17 protein-coding genes and 1 tRNA gene are annotated in these 17,245 nt (G+C 43.5%); 8 read left to right on the top strand and 10 right to left on the bottom strand.

Annotated features, from left to right (window positions below; genetic code table 11):
* Positions 1 to 115 precede the first annotated feature (115 nt).
* Positions 116 to 2,299 (bottom strand): OmpA family protein, encoded by a 2,184-nt coding sequence (locus M9899_07465; protein MCO5113997.1) that lies wholly within the window; start codon positions 2,297 to 2,299, stop codon positions 116 to 118.
* Between the two features lie 259 nt (positions 2,300 to 2,558).
* Between M9899_07465 and M9899_07460 the strand changes: the two genes are divergently transcribed.
* On the top strand, positions 2,559 to 3,473 hold the full coding sequence (locus M9899_07460; protein MCO5113996.1) for a murein L,D-transpeptidase catalytic domain family protein: 915 nt from the start codon (positions 2,559 to 2,561) through the stop codon (positions 3,471 to 3,473).
* Positions 3,474 to 3,486: 13 nt separating this feature from the next.
* Positions 3,487 to 4,056, top strand: a complete 570-nt coding sequence (locus tag M9899_07455) for a hypothetical protein (protein ID MCO5113995.1) — start codon at positions 3,487 to 3,489, stop codon at positions 4,054 to 4,056.
* Position 4,057: 1 nt separating this feature from the next.
* Here M9899_07455 and M9899_07450 read toward each other — a convergent pair whose 3' ends face one another.
* From M9899_07450 to M9899_07440, 3 genes are read right to left on the bottom strand one after another with little or no spacing between them, the layout of a single operon-like run.
* Entirely contained in the window at positions 4,058 to 4,357 is a 300-nt protein-coding gene (locus M9899_07450; protein ID MCO5113994.1) for a hypothetical protein, read from the bottom strand.
* Between the two features lie 8 nt (positions 4,358 to 4,365).
* Complete coding sequence (glpX, locus tag M9899_07445) at positions 4,366 to 5,352, bottom strand: class II fructose-bisphosphatase (protein ID MCO5113993.1); 987 nt, start codon at positions 5,350 to 5,352, stop codon at positions 4,366 to 4,368.
* Positions 5,322 to 5,759, bottom strand: a complete 438-nt coding sequence (locus M9899_07440) for an acyl-CoA thioesterase (protein MCO5113992.1) — start codon at positions 5,757 to 5,759, stop codon at positions 5,322 to 5,324. The genes glpX and M9899_07440 overlap by 31 nt, the downstream gene beginning before the upstream one ends.
* A gap of 91 nt (positions 5,760 to 5,850) precedes the next feature.
* Between M9899_07440 and pgsA the strand changes: the two genes are divergently transcribed.
* Together pgsA and M9899_07430 are read left to right on the top strand one after the other, a co-directional pair.
* The gene (gene pgsA / locus M9899_07435) at positions 5,851 to 6,393 is read left to right on the top strand and encodes a CDP-diacylglycerol--glycerol-3-phosphate 3-phosphatidyltransferase (GenBank protein ID MCO5113991.1); all 543 of its coding nucleotides are present in this window, start codon (positions 5,851 to 5,853) and stop codon (positions 6,391 to 6,393) included.
* 39 nt (positions 6,394 to 6,432) lie between these two features.
* Positions 6,433 to 6,508: transfer RNA gene (locus M9899_07430), tRNA-Gly, on the top strand.
* Between the two features lie 8 nt (positions 6,509 to 6,516).
* On the opposite strand, the gene M9899_07425 is transcribed toward M9899_07430, so the two are convergent.
* The 4 genes from M9899_07425 to M9899_07410 form a co-directional block, all read right to left on the bottom strand.
* Positions 6,517 to 7,977 carry a hypothetical protein gene (locus tag M9899_07425; protein ID MCO5113990.1) on the bottom strand — a complete coding sequence of 487 codons (1,461 nt, stop codon included), beginning with the start codon at positions 7,975 to 7,977 and terminating at the stop codon, positions 6,517 to 6,519.
* 4 nt (positions 7,978 to 7,981) lie between these two features.
* Positions 7,982 to 8,509 (bottom strand): hypothetical protein, encoded by a 528-nt coding sequence (locus tag M9899_07420; GenBank protein MCO5113989.1) that lies wholly within the window; start codon positions 8,507 to 8,509, stop codon positions 7,982 to 7,984.
* Between the two features lie 191 nt (positions 8,510 to 8,700).
* A complete protein-coding gene (locus M9899_07415; protein ID MCO5113988.1) occupies positions 8,701 to 9,183 on the bottom strand; it encodes a hypothetical protein in 483 nt (160 codons plus the stop codon).
* Between the two features lie 257 nt (positions 9,184 to 9,440).
* Complete coding sequence (locus M9899_07410; GenBank protein MCO5113987.1) at positions 9,441 to 10,343, bottom strand: class I SAM-dependent methyltransferase; 903 nt, start codon at positions 10,341 to 10,343, stop codon at positions 9,441 to 9,443.
* A gap of 28 nt (positions 10,344 to 10,371) precedes the next feature.
* Between M9899_07410 and M9899_07405 the strand changes: the two genes are divergently transcribed.
* From M9899_07405 to M9899_07390, 4 genes are all read left to right on the top strand, one after another.
* On the top strand, positions 10,372 to 10,845 hold the full coding sequence (locus M9899_07405) for a hypothetical protein (GenBank protein ID MCO5113986.1): 474 nt from the start codon (positions 10,372 to 10,374) through the stop codon (positions 10,843 to 10,845).
* 253 nt (positions 10,846 to 11,098) lie between these two features.
* Positions 11,099 to 11,995, top strand: coding sequence for a hypothetical protein (locus M9899_07400; GenBank protein ID MCO5113985.1), 897 nt, complete (start codon positions 11,099 to 11,101; stop codon positions 11,993 to 11,995).
* 474 nt (positions 11,996 to 12,469) lie between these two features.
* Positions 12,470 to 13,480, top strand: a complete 1,011-nt coding sequence (locus M9899_07395) for a hypothetical protein (protein ID MCO5113984.1) — start codon at positions 12,470 to 12,472, stop codon at positions 13,478 to 13,480.
* Positions 13,481 to 13,485: 5 nt separating this feature from the next.
* On the top strand, positions 13,486 to 14,535 hold the full coding sequence (locus M9899_07390; GenBank protein ID MCO5113983.1) for a hypothetical protein: 1,050 nt from the start codon (positions 13,486 to 13,488) through the stop codon (positions 14,533 to 14,535).
* A gap of 136 nt (positions 14,536 to 14,671) precedes the next feature.
* Here M9899_07390 and lysA read toward each other — a convergent pair whose 3' ends face one another.
* Together lysA and M9899_07380 are read right to left on the bottom strand one after the other, a co-directional pair.
* On the bottom strand, positions 14,672 to 15,886 hold the full coding sequence (gene lysA, locus M9899_07385) for a diaminopimelate decarboxylase (GenBank protein MCO5113982.1): 1,215 nt from the start codon (positions 15,884 to 15,886) through the stop codon (positions 14,672 to 14,674).
* Between the two features lie 8 nt (positions 15,887 to 15,894).
* A complete protein-coding gene (locus tag M9899_07380) occupies positions 15,895 to 17,115 on the bottom strand; it encodes an aspartate kinase (GenBank protein MCO5113981.1) in 1,221 nt (406 codons plus the stop codon).
* Positions 17,116 to 17,245: the final 130 nt, after the last annotated feature.

The following is a 17,245-nucleotide window of genomic DNA, read 5'->3' as shown; positions in this document are numbered from 1 at the left end:
CACGCGCAAACGGATGCGTTTGCAGTCCTACCCGCCCAGACCTGAATGTTAAAAAAAAACGCCCTGCTGTCAGCAAGCAAGGCGTAATGAACGAGTTTTAATTCCGAGTACCGTCTTAACGGCGGATGATGAACTCCACTCGACGGTTCTTACGTAAATTCTCTGGTGTAGTGTTGGGCACCACTGGTTTTCTCTCGCCCCAACCATCAAAAGTGATCTTGCTGCCGTCAATGCCTTGCTCGATCAGATATTGATAGACCGAACGCGCTCTCTCAAGACTGAGTCTTTCGTTATAGAGAGCGGCACCGCGACTGTCTGTGTGCCCCCAAATCTCTAGAGTTTTAAACTCATACTTGTTTAAGTAGTTCACCACATTGCCCAACACGGGATAAGACGAAGGCAGAATCAATGCCGAAGCCGTGTTAAAGTTGATGTTTTCAATGTTTAACACTTCCTCTTCTTCTGGAACTCTGTCTTTAAACACGTCCTCATCTGTATTGATGGTAAAGGCATTCGGGTTGGCTTCATATCCCGTGTACCCATCACTCACATCTTGAGGTTCTGCCTCAGGAGCAGGTGTTGCGGTATCAGGAGCATCAATCCATCCGTGCTCAAAGCCCAAGATGTAATCAGGGTCAGAGTTAAGCTGAGACCCGTAGTACTGGTCTTTACCTTTACCAGGCCCGTTACCAAGCTTACCTTGGAAGCCTGTGCGATAGCCCTTTCCGTAAATACGACGGTTAGGATCACCAGGGTAAGGCCCTACGGCATCAATGTAACCATCATAAAAACCTTCTGGGTATTCAAAACCACCATCTAAAGTTTGCCCATGCTCTGGGCCCATGCCGGCATAAGGTCCAATGCCATAACCTGCCTTATACCCTTCACGATAACCAGGGTTGTAAAAAGACTCTTGAGCCTCATCGTCCTGAGACGGCTCTACAAAACTGTCAGGAGCATCTAACCAACCTGTTTCAAAACCATCAGGACAATCTTTGCCGAGCTTTAACTGGGAACCATATTTTTGCCCTTTGTTGGCTCCAGGTCCATTGCCAAGCTTACCTTGGAAGCCCGTGCGATAGCACTTCGCCCAATTCGGTCGATTAGGATCCCCAGGAAGTGGACCTCCGCCATCAATATAGCCATCATAAAAGCCTTCAGGGTAATCCTGTCCACCATCATGAGTTCGTCCCTCTTCAGGACCCAAGCCCGCATAGGGACCAATACCATAACCAGCCATATAACCTTGACGATAACCTTCGTTATAAAAGGACTGACCAAAATCATCTGAAATTTCTGCCAGAGGTTTAGGTGGCTTTTTCTCTGCGACTTTTTTCGTGGCGGCTTTTTTCACAACAGGGCCCGAGCCGCCAAAGAGTGGACCAAACATATAGTTCACACCCACATACCCTCTGATCGTCGGAGTCGAAATCCCCTTATTGATCCCTTTGGTCACACCAAAATGAACATTGAGCTCTTCAGAGGATTCATACTCCTGCTTATAAATCCCGCCTAAAAGGGCCTCATAAGAATTTTCAGCGCGGTCCACGCCTCCCATATCTGCATTTGGCATCGCTGCCCATAGCTCCCCTAAACCAAACCAGTTTTCATTAAACTGATAACGAGCCGCTGCGGACATGATAAAGGAATCTCCCAGAGGTTGGAAATGAGTGAAACCTGGGATCTGAGGACCTGGAGACACCATACGGTATCCAATGTTCCCAGCAAGTCTCCACTGCCCTACAAGATGGTCGATTAAAACTTGAATATTAAAAGTTGGATCAGGACTATCCCCCACAAAAGGTAAATTTTTAGTTTGGTTCAGTCCCACAGAACCTAAAACCGCTAAACCCCCACCGCTTTCAAAGTTCATCAGTCTGTACTTTGAAAGTAAACGAATTTCAGTCATACCTTTTGTTTTGAACTGTCCACGCAACTGAACATCATCCACCGATTGATTGGCCATATAAGGGATCGACACCCCCACATCCCATCTGTCAGTCAGACCAAAACCCAAACCTAAAGTGGAGTAAAGAGCGCGGTCATCAATATCAGGGTTAATGATTGTAGGGTAAACAGGAAGAGTTTCTATGGAATAGTCTAAAAACAGCCCGACGTTAAGGTGATATTTTTTAACAGTGCTTGTGGAGTGCACAGTAGTAAAGTCTCTGCCTCCATAAACAGGGTTAAAGTTCTGCGTTGGTCCACCTTCAATGTTGGCGAAGGCTTGATGAAAGAACAGCAGCATTAACGTCAGTGAAAGGATCAAGAGTTTCGATATCCGTAGCATTAGTTTCATGAAAAGGTTACCCCCCCTAGGCACTACTTATAGTGTCAAAAGAGATGCCCTTAAGGTCAAGTCCACAATGCGTTTAAACCCTGATTCTTTGCACATTTGGCCCCATTCCAGTTTAAAAATCCACCCCCTTTCACCTCAAGCCAAATTCTTAAAATCAAAGCCGCAATTGTGCCTGTTTTTTCATCCAATACTTAGGTCCAGTAATGGTGAGCCTTAGAATATTTTGCTGCTAATTTCTGATATTTTTAGAACTATGAAAATGAATAAACTTTTTAACTTTCTAAAATCCACGACCCTTCTTCTTTTTCTTTTCAGCCACACGGCTGTCGCGGAGACGTCTGATGCTACAGGGGCCGCAACCACGACCACCCCTGTTCCAAGTGGTAGCTCAGACGTCTCTATTCCTTTAAGATATTTTGAGCAAAGTCCAGATGGAGTTGTGAATCACAGAGCCCGCGAAGAATTTGTTCAACTTTATAACAAATTTAAAGATAACGAAGAGCTCAAGGGGTCCGAAGTGGCCTTGCAAAGGGTCTTAGCCTTTTACGCTAAAAATAAAGACGGCATTCCCCGCTCTTGTGGTGGAGACTTAGATGCCACCAGCTCTCCCCGCGGAGAGAAGTTAGATGCCGTTAATAAAATCGACAATCAGGATTTTATCCTACTTGTGGATTACACTAAGCCCCACGTAGCTGATCGATTTTTTATTCTAGATATGAAATCAGGAAAGGTCGAAAGCTGTCCTGTGGCGCATGGATACGGATCAAATAGCAACTGTCCTCCCGAGCATCAAGTCCGATGCAACGGTAAGATCAAATGCAAAATCACCTCCGAGGTCAACAACCGCAGTGGCGGTGGGGCCACCTCCAGAGGCTTTTATCTTACTGACGAGGGATACAGATCCAGTCAAAACACCTTTAATAGCGGAAGCCCCAGAAGCAGCGGTCACAATGCCTTAAACTTACGTGGCCTGCTGGGTGGGGTAAATGACAAAGCTTTAGATCGAAGTGTCGTCTTCCATCGTGCGAGCTACGCTGAAAACATGTGCTCCAGCAGTGCGGGCTGTCCCGCCATCTGTCCGCAGCTTTTTGAAGATTACAAAGACAAGGTGAAGCGTTCATTGATGTATGTTCATACTCCTGAAGACGAAGAAAAGCCTCAACCCGATTGTTAGGCAAAGGATTTTTATGTTTAGAATTTTATCTTTCACTTTAGCTCTCATGGTTTCTGTGGCCGCCCACGCCAACACACAAAAGGCTTACAATAAAGCGCCCGCTAAGATGACTCCTTCTGCGCGACAGGCTCCTACAGGCAAAGGCCAAATGGATCGTCTACAAAAGCCCAATGCTCCTATGCGAAAAACTGCAAACGCTAGGTCTTTTGAAATTGTAAACATTCACTATACCCCTCAAGCAGGTAGCGCTAAAGTTTTCAAAGATTTATCCTTAAACCTCACTCCATTTGGAAACTTCATTAGTTTTTCTTCGGCTTTAGCTCACAAAAACTCACCCAAAGCGCCCATTCAAATGGACTGCTATGTCTCTGATGACGCCACAAAGTGGAATTGCTTAAGCTCCTGTGAAGGCGGCAAATTGACCATTGCCTTTCACGAAGACACCAGTTTTTCTCAAATCCGTATCGCGCCTTTTAAAATCCGTGACCGTGCTTGCGATGGCAACGAGTCCGAAGACGACAGGGTCCTTAGCGCTACACAAGCTCTTGTCTTTCAGATTGATAAAATGAGGATGAGTCAATAGCTTATTTCTTTTTAAACAATGCTTCTGCTTGCGCCAATAGATCTGATTTACTTGGAGTTGTCGAAGATGTTTCTCCCGCTACTCCCGTTTGGACTATATAGAAATCGCAGTAATTAGACTTTTCTTTATTCAAAATACGATCCGCAGAAGGGTCCTTGCACTCGTTGTAACTGCCTTCATCATAGTTCTGACACTGTTTGCAGCTGTGCAAATCCTGTCCGCAAGATTCGCATTCATCACGAAAGTGAACCTTATCAGAAATCTGATTGATCTTTTGGCAATGAAAACACCTTACCTGCAACTTACAACCTAACCTTTGTGATTTAAAAAATTAAAGCTCGAAGGCTTGCGTTCTAAATTGTGAGTGGCCTGAATTTTACGAATGGTGCCTGTTTGTGAGCGCATAACAATAGACTCAGTCATGGCTTTGCGTCCTGGCAAAATGCGAACTCCTTTAAGCAAAGGACCATCGGTGACACCTGTAGCGATGAACATCACCTCACCCCGTGCCAGATCATCAATGGTGTAAATTTGATTTAAATCTTTGACTCCCATTTTTTGAGCCCTAGATTTTTCTTCTTCATTTCTAAATTCCAAACGTCCTTGAAAATCTCCACCCAAACACTTCATGGCCGCCGCCGTAATCACACCTTCAGGTGCGCCTCCTGTACCCAGCAGCATATCAATACCCGAATCTTCCCACGCTGTTGCAAGGGCTGCGGAAACATCGCCGTCTCCAATGAGCTGAATGCGTGTGCCTAGAGCTCTTAAAGTTTGAATCAGCGTCTCATGACGAGGGCGATCTAAAACCACCACAGTGATGTCTGTCACATCTTTGTTTAACGCTTTAGCCACCGCTCGCACATTGTCTTCGACAGAGGCTTCGATATTGATGACACCACGTGCTTTCGGACCCACAGCAATTTTATTCATATACGTATCGGGAGCGTGTAAGAAGTTTCCTCGCTCGGCCACCGCCACAACAGCAAGAGCCCCTGGCTGACCGTAAGCACAAAGGTTGGTGCCCTCTAAAGGGTCTAATGCAATATCAATCTGTGGAGAACTGGAATCCCCACCGCCCACTTTTTCTCCGATATAGAGCATCGGGGCTTCGTCTCTTTCGCCTTCCCCAATCACCACTACACCTTGAAAGAACACCCCATCAAACGCGCGGCGCATGGCATCCACAGCCGCTTGGTCGGCCTTGTCTTTTTCACCTCGCCCCATATAGCGTGAGCAGGATAAAGCTGCGGCTTCGGTGACTCTTACAAATTCGAGGGCCAGGTTTCTGTCCATACTCCATCCTCCACATATTTTGCATACTCTTTAGGGGGGTGCTTTACGACCTTCAGATCACGATCTACACCAATATGCAATGTAAAACCAAGAGCACATAAAGTTTCCCCATTGTAAATCTCATACACAAATCTAAATTTTGACCCTTCTGAATACACCTTGGTTTTGACCTCGACTTCATCACCAAAACGGCATGGGCGTTTATGAATGCAAGAGGTCTGCAAAACTGCCAAAGTGTAATCGATATACGGAGCATGACACTCTTTGAGTGTCGTGTTTCGCAGTAAATCCACCCTCGCCTCTTCCATCCATTTGATGTAGTTGGAATGATGCGCAACACCCATCATGTCGGTCTCATGATACTGCACAAATTTTTTATAAGAATTTAGCTCTTTATTTTCCGTCATCTTCCCAGTTTTAACACCTTACGGCTTAAAGATAAAGTTCGAGTTACAAGAGTTGTCGTTTTTAAAAACAACCGTTATCTTTGATGGCACTATGTTTTATTTTATCAATGGACTGACCTTAGCAAGAATTATTCTTTCCCCTCTGATCCTCATGCCGTGGTACTTTTCTGGCGAGTGGACTTGGTACGTTTCCAGCTTTGTCTTTATCTGTTTGAGTCTCACTGACTTTTTTGATGGACACTTGGCCCGAAAGTACAATTTGACCTCTGATTTTGGAAAGCTCTTTGACCCGATTGGGGATAAAGTGATGGTGCTCTTTGGGATGGTGATTTTAACCGTCAGCAAAGAGGTCAATCCTGCTTTCATTCTTATTATTTTGTCTCGAGACTTTTTAATTAACGGCCTTCGTTCTTATGCGGCCAGTGTGGGCCGAGTGATTGCTGCACGTCCTTTAGGCAAATATAAGGCCACACTGCAAATGATTGCGATCCCACTCTTGCTTCTGCCTCAGGACGCCTTTGGCCTACCCACCGTCAGAATGGGCCAAGTTGCCCTGATTCTAAGTGTAGTCTTTAGCATCACATCGGCATTTGACTATGTTTTAAGCTATAAAAAAACCAGTGTTGACAGATAAAAAACTTATTTGCATACTCTGTGCTTCCTAATGCGACCTGCGGGAGTAGCTCAGCTGATAGAGCGTCGCCTTGCCAAGGCGAAGGTCGCGGGTTTGAATCCCGTCTCCCGCTCCATTCCTCAATTATTTTCTAGGGCGACAGTATCTTAATAAGTTTGTCGAGCAATGCAAATTGCCATTTAACCTATGAGGCTCTGCTGTATTTACAGTTCTTTTCTTTACGCCTATTTTTCGACTCAAATCTGTTAAATACTTGTCAAAGATTTTATTGTTGGGATCTGAATAGATCATAGTCCCATTGATATTCACCCCGTTTGTAGGGTTAGGAAAGATAGATACCGCATCATCATCTTGTCTGGCTGTAAACAACATCGGTACACGCTCAACCACATCTCCACATTGCGGGAGCTTGGAACCCATGGTTTTTTTCACACCCTCTGCAAAATTATCAAGTTTTGCACCAATTTCATTGTTACGAGAACCTTCTTCACTACGCTCAAGATTTCGCAAAAACTTTTGCGGTGTACAAGTTTTAAGTGGCTCACTAGATCCCTGTTCAGAACTCTCAGACCCACTTCTTCTATCTCTACCTTCTCGAGAAGGAGCTCGGCTCCCGTCTGGACCCTCTACACGCAAGTCTGCAAATGCACTTTGAGGCATTAAATACTGTAATAAGAAATTTTGAGTAGTTGTAGTAGAACTCCCACCACTTCCTGGAGAAAGATTCGCTTCAGTTTCAAAACCACAGACATTACTGGTTATGTCTGTAGGAGTTGGGATAAAATCCTCGTCCTGCGGAGCTGCCGCCATAAGCTCTTTAGCTAAATCTACTGATCCCACCAACACCTTAAAGTTACAAGGAGGTGGACCGCCTGTATGAACGGTCTTCATGATCTCATCTGTATGTCCCACTTTCATAAAACCTGTGGGCGCAACCATAATATTCTTTGCACCATTACACATAAAGGAGCGTTCGGCTTCTGGAACATTATCCCCAATCACACAGAAGTCAGGAGGCATCCCCTCAATATTTCCTCCCATGTATGGATTAGTGCCCCCTCTCCCTTCTTCATTTGTTTCAAAGCCACATTTTTGAATTCGCTCAGGAAGACCTTTATAAACCGCACGACCTTCCCCATTATAATACTCAGGATTAAACCTGACTACAGGCTGCCCTGAACTGTTCACATAACCTTGCATAAAATCTTGTTGCCAATTCCATTCACTCTCAGGGTTGCACTGAATATTACTCACCCAAAGAGCCCTTTTACTTGCAGGGGCACGCCTAGCTACTATTTGTTTTGCCCACGCACAGTCCGTATTTTTACCTGATATGATCACGGCAGGAGGCTTATCTGGCTGACTTGCAAAGAGCTGACTCACAAAGCTTCCCGCATGCACAGCACCGCCATCAACTTCAGTTGAAACTGTGGCCATCCTGACTGGATAAACTTCTGATAAAATTCCTGCTCCCTCGGGACACAGGGGAACACTAGGGTCACTCGCAGAATGATCCGCACAGTTATTTGCCAGAGATGTATTTATAAATATTAAAAATATACTTAATGAAAATATAATTTTCATATTTTTATCTCTTTGACTTCTTGTTTTGTAAGGACTTGATTTTTAAAGGTACGGCTTTTCGCTTAGGGGTCAAAGAGTTTATTTTTCTTTGATTGACGGCCTTTGACACCTCTAGGAGGTTCTTTTCGTTATATTCAAAAAAATCACAACGGATTTTGCTATACCCTTCAAATAGATAAAGTTCGGCGTAGTTTTTATAGATCACCAGATCCACATGCTCTTGCAAGCCTCTTTTTAAATCAAAAGACAAATCCTGGTTGCACTTGGCATCTGTACGTAAAGATTGCACACTGTATTTGGAAATCCCTCGACCTTTACGCTCATCTTTGATTTCTTGTAATTGCAAATCGCAAGCAAATTTACTTTGATTTACTTGGCCCACAAGGGACACATGCCCACTTTGGGTCAGAGAATAAGTGGCCCGAAAGTCCTTGTCGCCCACCTTACAAACTAAGGTTAAATTAGACCCTTGAGCCTGCGCGACACTTAGACTCAAAAACAAGGGCATTAAAAAAGAGATCATATATTTCATTTTGGAATCCTTCAAACTACACTATAAGTATGGAATATCATGGTGCCGAAAATCTAGATTTTTATCGGCTAAACTAGACCCTAGAATAAGACTCTAACAATAAAAAAGTTCTTTTATTTAGACCCTTACACATAATGATTAACCTTTAGACAGCCAAATCTTTTATATTCTATTTGGCTGGATTAGGATTTTTAATAGATCTTATAGAGTTTAAAACTCATATCTTCGACATCTCTGCCGTCTTCACAAGTCGTGGTGAGATTTAAAGTGAATGTGCTGTGATCAACAGGGTTATCGTAACTGTCATAACCAAATCCACCTTTGGTTTCACATACTCCATCAAATGTTGAGATCACTGTGAGTTCAAAAGACCTTTCGTGAAAAAGGAGTTCGTATTTAAATTCATTCCCAAATTCGTCAATATAAGTCTTTAAACCAGGACCAATCTCAGCCTGAATATCAATCACATAATTGATGTGATCCCCACCCCTAAGTGCGCCGTAACGAAATCTTAGAGTTTCGCCCTCACAGTCCTCAAAAGGATGATCAATATCAATGATCGCATTGGCCCCAGCGCCTTCAATCATTAAATACGTTCCCGCAGCTATAAAGCAGTTCTTAGCGTACGCCTGCGCAGGCAAAAGAAATAACAATAAATAGATTAAATTTTTCATATAGATTCTCCCCTTATTTCAAATCTGTGACTCAGACTACAAAACATTTTATGCCTTTAAAATAAACAACATCGTGCTCCATACACTATGTGTTTATATCTACATACAGAACAAATATAGAAGAGTTGGTGGCTCAAAGCGGTCTAGAGATTTATAAATCAGCAAGGACGACGTCAAATTCGCCCAAAGAACTCACAACCCTCTCTCCCACATCCTGTTGTGTTTCCTCTTTTATTACAAAAATAGGTTCTAAAAACTTAGGCTTGGCCTGAGACTAACCATACGCTGGCAGAGGCTTTGACCACTTCGTCTTCTTTTAACGATGAGGCGTAATAGTCGCTCAACATCTCAAAGGCCTGAGTGCGCACCTCATCGGTGTGTGCGGCTAACATCTGGGCCACGCTAAACATACTTAAAGAGAATCTGGCCGCTTCATGAGGACTCATGCCTCCCCCTATGGCCAAACGCCCTTCCCACTTTTGAGAGTTGATATTTTTAAACCCCGAGTGCGACAAGAGCTCTGTATATCGATTCATATCTGCATATCTAAAGGGACCTGGGCTATCTGGCTCAGGAGGTGTAATCGGAATCAATTTAGCCAAAATTTTATTGATGTCATCTACCCATGGGTTTTCTTCGCGTGGCCCCCACACCGCAAAAACAAATTGCCCACTTGGGGCTAACCACTTGTGTAGATTTTTAAAAGCCTTTAGTGGGTCATCAAAAAACATGGTTCCAAAGCGCGAAACCACCCGATCAAAGGGCGCTTGCGCTGGACACTGCGTTCCCACATCCATCACTTGAAATGAGATATCCAATTTTTGTGCTGCCGCCCTCAGCTGAGCCTCTTCGATCAGCTCAGGAGAAATATCAAATCCCATCACTTGCGACGCTACGGCAGAAGAAGAAGAAGATGGTGATGGTGGCTGAGGTGATGAAGACTGAGGCCATAAAGATAAAGCACGTGCGATCTGTAATGTTGTCCCCCCAGCTCCGCACGCCACATCCGCCACCACAAAATCCTTTGAGATATTCTTAGGAAGGTCTAGCCTTTTGATGAGAGGTTCATCTATAGGAGCCATCATCGCTTCAAGTGAAGCACTTAACTCCCGCCATTTTTTTCCACGATCTTTGGACCATTTTAAATTGCTCATTGTCATCAGGCTAATCTTATGATCTCATGAAGTCATGGGAAAAAGTAAACTTATCGTCGGAATTTTAATTGGATTTGCTGTTGTGATCAGTATTGGCTTTATCGCTTTCACCAAAGGCATGAAGGACTTTCAGCAAAAGACTGTGACTTCAGTTTATAAAACACAGGCCAAAGTGCTTCTGCTCCAACTCAGAACACACATTTTGATTCACCAAATCAGCACAGACTCCTTTGAAAACGTGGACTTTTCAAGTTTTTCACAGCCCGAAAAGGCCGACTTTGTTGTCGGTGTCGTCTCTACAGGTCCTGGCGATGAAGAAGGATTTTGGGCAGGTAAAACTGATGACCCCACACTTATCGAAAAGGCCAGAACACTTTGCCCCGACTGCACTATCACCTCTGAAGGTTTTAAGCTGATTGTTATCGGCAATCCAGGTGGAGAATTTTTAGCTCAGACCCTCACTCATGAGGAAGATGCAGAAATTCAAACTTTAGAAGTTCACAACTAAATTGACATTTATGCGCTCTTAGATAGCCCATTTAAGTCCAATCACAAAATTTTATAGTTTTGTTTTCTGAATTTTTTTCTCGCTCACAAATTTTCTAACACACTTCATTTTTCTCTCAGAAAAAACCGTGAAATGTCTTCACAGTAAGGCATTCAGGCACAGTGTCTGCTTTGAGACTGGCACACGGGGACAAGGGAACGAAAGGAAAACAGTCCCCCATATACATAACAGTACGTTAAAGGAGAGAGAAAAAATGATCACAAAAAACTTCGTTTTAAAAACAGCATTGAGCTTAAGTTTCTTTGCAACAAGTTTTACAAGCCATGCCGCTCAGTTAGTCTGCGAAGGTGTCGAGCAGCACGATATTGCCTATCACTTTACAAACAGTCAGGTAAATATCCTCACATCTAACCGCACTGAGGCTCGAAATATGGATGTCAGCAAAGCCGATCAGCAAAAACGTGTCGAGCGTCGCGTGAAGGCCTACCATAATGGTGTAAACGGTTACAGCACGAGCGACATCGCAGACCTCGTAGTTTGGGCCGCATCCTGTACAGGAAACGACTTTACTTATTTAGCTGGAGTATTAGAAACAGAATCTAGATACTGTCGTAATCGCCACAATACAGGCGGTGGAGATTCAGGCTGTGGGCAATTTACCACTCCTGCCATTAAAGAATTTAAAAGCCAAATGCGACTTCCTGGACAACAGGCTAAAAACAATGCGGTCAAAGCCGTCACTGATGGCCTACATAAAATGGCTAAAGACTGTTTTGCCCAAGCGGGAAACAGCAAACGTTATAATGACTTTATTGCCCTATTTTCAAAATCCCCTTCTGACCTACAAAAAAGTTTACGCGCGGGTAAAGACCTTGATTTAGATATTTTAGGTTCTGCCATATACCTTAAACTTATGGTGGCCCTTGCAGGCGGATATATAGTCCCTGGAAACCAACCTGGTGGTATTGCCAGGTACAACGGCGGCGGCAACAAACATTATGTTACAGAAGTAACAGGCGCAGTACAAAAAGTAGATTTCATGTGTTACGAAGACATTTACACCGAAGACATCCAGTCCCTAGCCTGTCAGCTCAGCAATGACCCCGACCAGTGCGTGGCCGAAGAAATCTTTGGCGAAATCACCATCTAAAAATTCATTTAAACTTTTCACTCATGTTATAAACCCTAGCCCCTCAAAAGAGGGGTTTTTTTATGACATAAAACAATCGAGTCCTTCCTCCTATTTGTCTTCTCTTTTAGGGTATCTCCTTGAAGGCGGACACGCCCATCCATGGGCTCTGCCAGCATTTGCCCCTTTGGGGCAAAGCGCGTCCCGCTTGCTGGAGGTCCACCTTCAAGGAGATACCCTAAAAGAGAAGACAAATAGGAGGAAGGACTCATCTTGGGCAAGAATTGTCTCTCTGCGACCCCCAAATACCCAAGCTAAGCTCCCTTAAATCCTAATCTCTTATTTATGCGACTTTAGCCCTCTATGGGCGGCATATTTTTTGAAATTAAACCTAAATACTTCATGATTTTTAGCATGTTAGAGATAAACCCTAAAGGAAAACCAGAGAGTAAAAAAGGCAAAAAAACTCTCAGAAGAGAACCTCAAAGGACCCAATTGAACACTAACCCCCATCCCCCCGCTTCCAAATATCTATTTTTACAAATCTGGGTGCTCACCAGTGTTTTGATCCTTACGGCCTGTCAACGCCCTCTTTTTCCTACTTACAATAAAAAAATCTGTACCCCACCCAGTTCCCCTATCTTTGAAGGCCTAACGGAAGGCCAAGAGGACTACAAGTCCTACCAAGTGGGTGACTCTTGGAACCGCAAGTCGATGGAAGATCCAGGTGAATTTCCCTACCAAGTCTTTCAACTTTTTAGAACAGGAATGGGACAAGTAGGAACAGGTTTTTATTTGGGAAAATTTGCAGACAAACACATCGTTATGACCGCGGGACATGTGTATGACGACCTGAACTCTTGCCACAATGAAGTGAACTTTTTAGTTCGATACAAATCCCTACGTTTTTATGTGACTTGTGATGACTGGCATTACAAATTTGCCGAAAACGACGCCATGATCTTTTCGATCACTACCGAAAACCCAGAGCACCTTAATTTACTTAAACCCGTTGAATTCAATACTGAACATCAAACAGGGGAAGCCTTAAATCTGATCAGCGTGGACAACGACTACGACTATAATTTTGATTGGAAAGTGGACGACCAAAAAGACTGCCGACTTTTAAGTACCGAAGAAAAAGTTTTAGAAGACCCCGACTGCAATGTCAGCGGAGCCCTTTTACAATCTTGGTCTCTACCTGTGGGATGCGACGGAAAGCACGGCGACTCTGGCGCACCCGTATATGATAAAAATTTACGCCTTAAAGGGCTTTTGTGGACAGGAAAGTTTCCTAAACTGAGTCAAAGCTCAAACCAACTGCTTTCTGACCTCAATGCACAGTCACCCACGTTATGGAAAGAGTACAACTATATCGTCCCCATGAGTGCTCTTGAAAAAGAGATCGACAAAGACTTATCCAGCAAATTTCATCTCAGTATGGATTCTAGAAACATTCTCAGCGCCCTTACAGAAAAGATCAAAGCCGACAACACCAAGGAATAATCATCATGACTCTTACAAAATACCTCTTTCTCTTTTTGTGCTGCACTTTTGAATTTGTCGTATGCGTCCCTCAAGCCCAAGGAGCAACCACAACAGAAGAAACCCCTATACAAATCAAAACTTTTACACCCAGAGACCTTGATGTGGCTTTGATCTACAAACTGGATCAAAAGCAACTCACCACCCTATATGTGGAGTTTGCTGAGCTTATTCGTGACTTGGGGTTTTCACCCGCAGTCCTTGATAAGGCTCAAAATATAGACACTCACAGTTTACTAAAACTTGCCAATATCAATTCACCCTCAGCACACCCACAGTGGGATCGCATAAAAGAAAATATAGTATTTTGGCAACAACTTCTCCCTGCAAACAAAGAGACTCACAAACTGTTTATCTTAGAGCAGTTCTTTTTAAAAACAGATCACTCCAACCCCTTTCATATCCTCAATATAGACATCCCTGCATGGACAACCTTTCTGGAGCTGATGCTTCACCTGCGCATTTTCTCCTCTATCAATGGTCCTGAAACACGTAGTTTTAGAAGTTATGTCCTTAGACACTGGTGGCTTGAGGGCGCACAAACCAGTAAAACCAGAACCTTAGACTACTGGCAAAACTGGTCGGGATTTTTTGCACACTCAAAAACGGACTTGAACAAGATTGGCGATGCTCTCTATGCACGTTTTTTTAATCCCTATAAAGACACTCAACATAATGACGGTGTACAGAGTTTTTACTTGGCTTTAAGACCCGAGCTTTATCACCTCATCCACAAATACCCTCACCTGATGACTCCCGAAGTGATCACTGGGATATTCACACTCAACCTAGCTCATGTGGCAGCAGCAGTGGAGCAACTAGAATCCTTACTTCAAGCTCAACAAAATTTAAAAATTTCACCCTCTCAAAAGACAAGGAACATACTCAGAGCACTTAATATTTTGATAGATACGGGTCGTCTGCCTGAACCTAAAAATTTAGAAGATCTAGTTCCCCAAACAAGATCCAAACGCCCTATGCCTACATGTAAAAAATATTTGTACGACTTCATTTAAATTTAGTCTGACTTGCAATCCTGAATCCTTATAAACTATAAAAAAGAGAGTGACCTAAAAGGCTCACCACACTACGAAGCCTGCCAACACCAAGGGTTTTTGCATACCATGGGAGTTTCTAAAAATTATTTTTCAATTATAAAAGACAAATTTCATGCGGCTTATCGTGCATGTTGTAATCACTAGACATCGAGTACCCATAAGCCCCTACATCCATCACCGCCAACCAATCCCCTTCTTGAGGTTCTGGTAAATATCTTTCATAACCCAAGACATCCGAAGATTCACAGATAGGTCCGACCACATCAAAGATGTTCTTTTTGGCTTTAGCATTTTCATTTAAAGGTAAAATTCTGTGATAGGCTTGATATAAACTGGGACGCAATAAGTGGTTCATCCCAGAATCCACCACAATAAAGTTTTTAAACCCATTGTTCTTGATGTATTCCACTTGAGTGACCAGCACTCCCGCCCTTGCTACTAAAAAACGGCCTGGCTCTAAAAGAATCTCGCCTTTGAAATCAGAAAAGATATTTTGCAAACCCTTACCATAGGCTTTTAGCATCTCAAGCTCCGCTGTCTCATCAGCGCTCTTGTAATCAATGCCCACGCCCCCACCAATATCAAGACTTGTAATGTCCTGATCATAAAACGTCAGGTTATGTCTGACACGCACTAAGGCTTTTGCGGCTTGCAGTAAAGGCTCCACATCTCGGATTTGTGATCCAATATGAACGCTTAAGCCCTGCCATTTTAACCAAGGGCTATACTGCTTTACGATCTCTAAGACCTCTGGAATTTGTTTTTCAGGCAGACCAAATTTATTTTCACGAAAGCCCGTTGAAATGTAAGGATGAGTGTCCACTTGAATATCTGGGTTTAAACGAATTCCAAATCGACATTCGCGTTGATAGACAGAGGCGATCTCACCTAATCTTTTCAGTTCCGATAAACTTTCTACATTTATTTGTTTGATCCCCAAAAGCAGGCTTTGTGTCAGTTCTTTTTTACTTTTTCCGACACCTGATAAGATGATGTCTTTGGGGTTAAAACCATGCTCTAAAGAATGCAGCATCTCGCCCAAAGAGACAGTGTCCACACCACACCCCTGTTGTCTGACCATCTCTAGGATGTGAGGATGGGCATTAGCCTTGACCGCATAATGAATTTTACTTTGAAGCCCACCTAAACTGGCCTTCAATTGGTCGATGCGGTTTTTTACAGAATGCAGATTATAAAAATACGTAGGATGAGGGTCACTAGGGAGCACCTCTAACAGATCAATCCATTTGCCTTCGGTGACCGCTCCTAATCTGTGATTCTTGTAGCTAAAACTTTTCTGTTCCATCATCTTAATTTTTATTGCCCTAAACTGAACTCGGCATGTAACGCCTGAACGATCTCATTGACCAAAGCCCTAGGGATCACCGCGCTCATTTTGATATCAGAAGTGGTGACAAGTTTTAAATCTACATCTCTTGCGGCAAGCACTTTAAAAAATCTGGCCGCAACACCTGAGTGTGAACGCATCCCCACACCAATAATGGAAACCTTAGCCATGTTTTCCAAAGTCGTAATACTTGTACTTTCAGGCACTAAAGACTTAAGAACGTCAAAGCCTTCCCCAACATCTTCATCAGAAATCGAAAAGGCCACACGCTGTCCCTTAATTCCTTGGGCTTGAGCAATGATATCCACGATGATCTCTTTTTCTGAAAGAGTATTAAAAAGATCGGCTAGGAACTCTACACCATTCGGAACAGGTTCAGCTTGCAAAATGGCCACCTTGCTATCATGAGTGACCGAAGAGACAACGGGGGATTCTAATTCCATGGCGGCGACCTCCTTTTGGATCATAGTGCCAGAGTTTTCTGAAAACGTAGACAAAACATGAATGGGAACATTGTACTTGGCCGCAATCTCTACACAGCGAAAGTGTAACACTTTTGAACCTAGAGCTGCCATCTCCATCATTTCATCATAATTTAAAACTTCAATCTTTTTAGCGTCTGGAACCAAACGAGGGTCAGCCGAATACACTCCCTCCACATCCGTATAGATCTCACACACAGACCCTTCAAGTGCTGCGGCCAGAGCCACAGCAGTGGTGTCTGAGCCCCCTCGACCTAAAGTGGTGATACGGTCATGATCATCTACACCTTGAAATCCCGCTACAATCGGAATTTCATTTTGCTCCACCATCGAAATCAATCTGTCGGCATCAATGTTTTTGATTCTAGCTTTAGAATAAATGGAGTCTGTAGAAATTCGCAATTGGTAAGCGAGCAGTGGTTGAGACTTCAAACCTCTTTTCTGCAAAGCTAAAGACAAAAGCGCAATGGACACCTGCTCACCTGAAGCAAGGAGCATATCATAAGCAGGGCCTTTAAAGCCGCTGTGAATTTCATTGGCCAAACGGACAAGACGATTTGTTTCTCCTGCCATAGCAGAAGCCACCACCACAAAACGTTCCCCATTTTGGTAGGCTTTGTACAGTCGGTCCGCCACATGTTCAATGCGCTCGATAGATCCCACAGAGGTGCCACCAAATTTCTTAACTCGAATATCTAATTTTGACATAAGGGCTAAAGAACTAACATGCTGTCTTATAAATGCAAGGCGAAAATGACTGAGAATCCGCCCTTGCCCATTGATTTTCCTAGGAAAAGTGCCAAAGTAGGCTCTAGCAATACAGAGCTAGGGGCGTGTT

It is taken from the genome of Pseudobdellovibrionaceae bacterium (genome assembly GCA_023954155.1).
Taxonomy (GTDB): domain Bacteria; phylum Bdellovibrionota; class Bdellovibrionia; order Bdellovibrionales; family UBA1609; genus JAMLIO01.
This window is presented reverse-complemented; position numbering and strand designations above follow the sequence as displayed.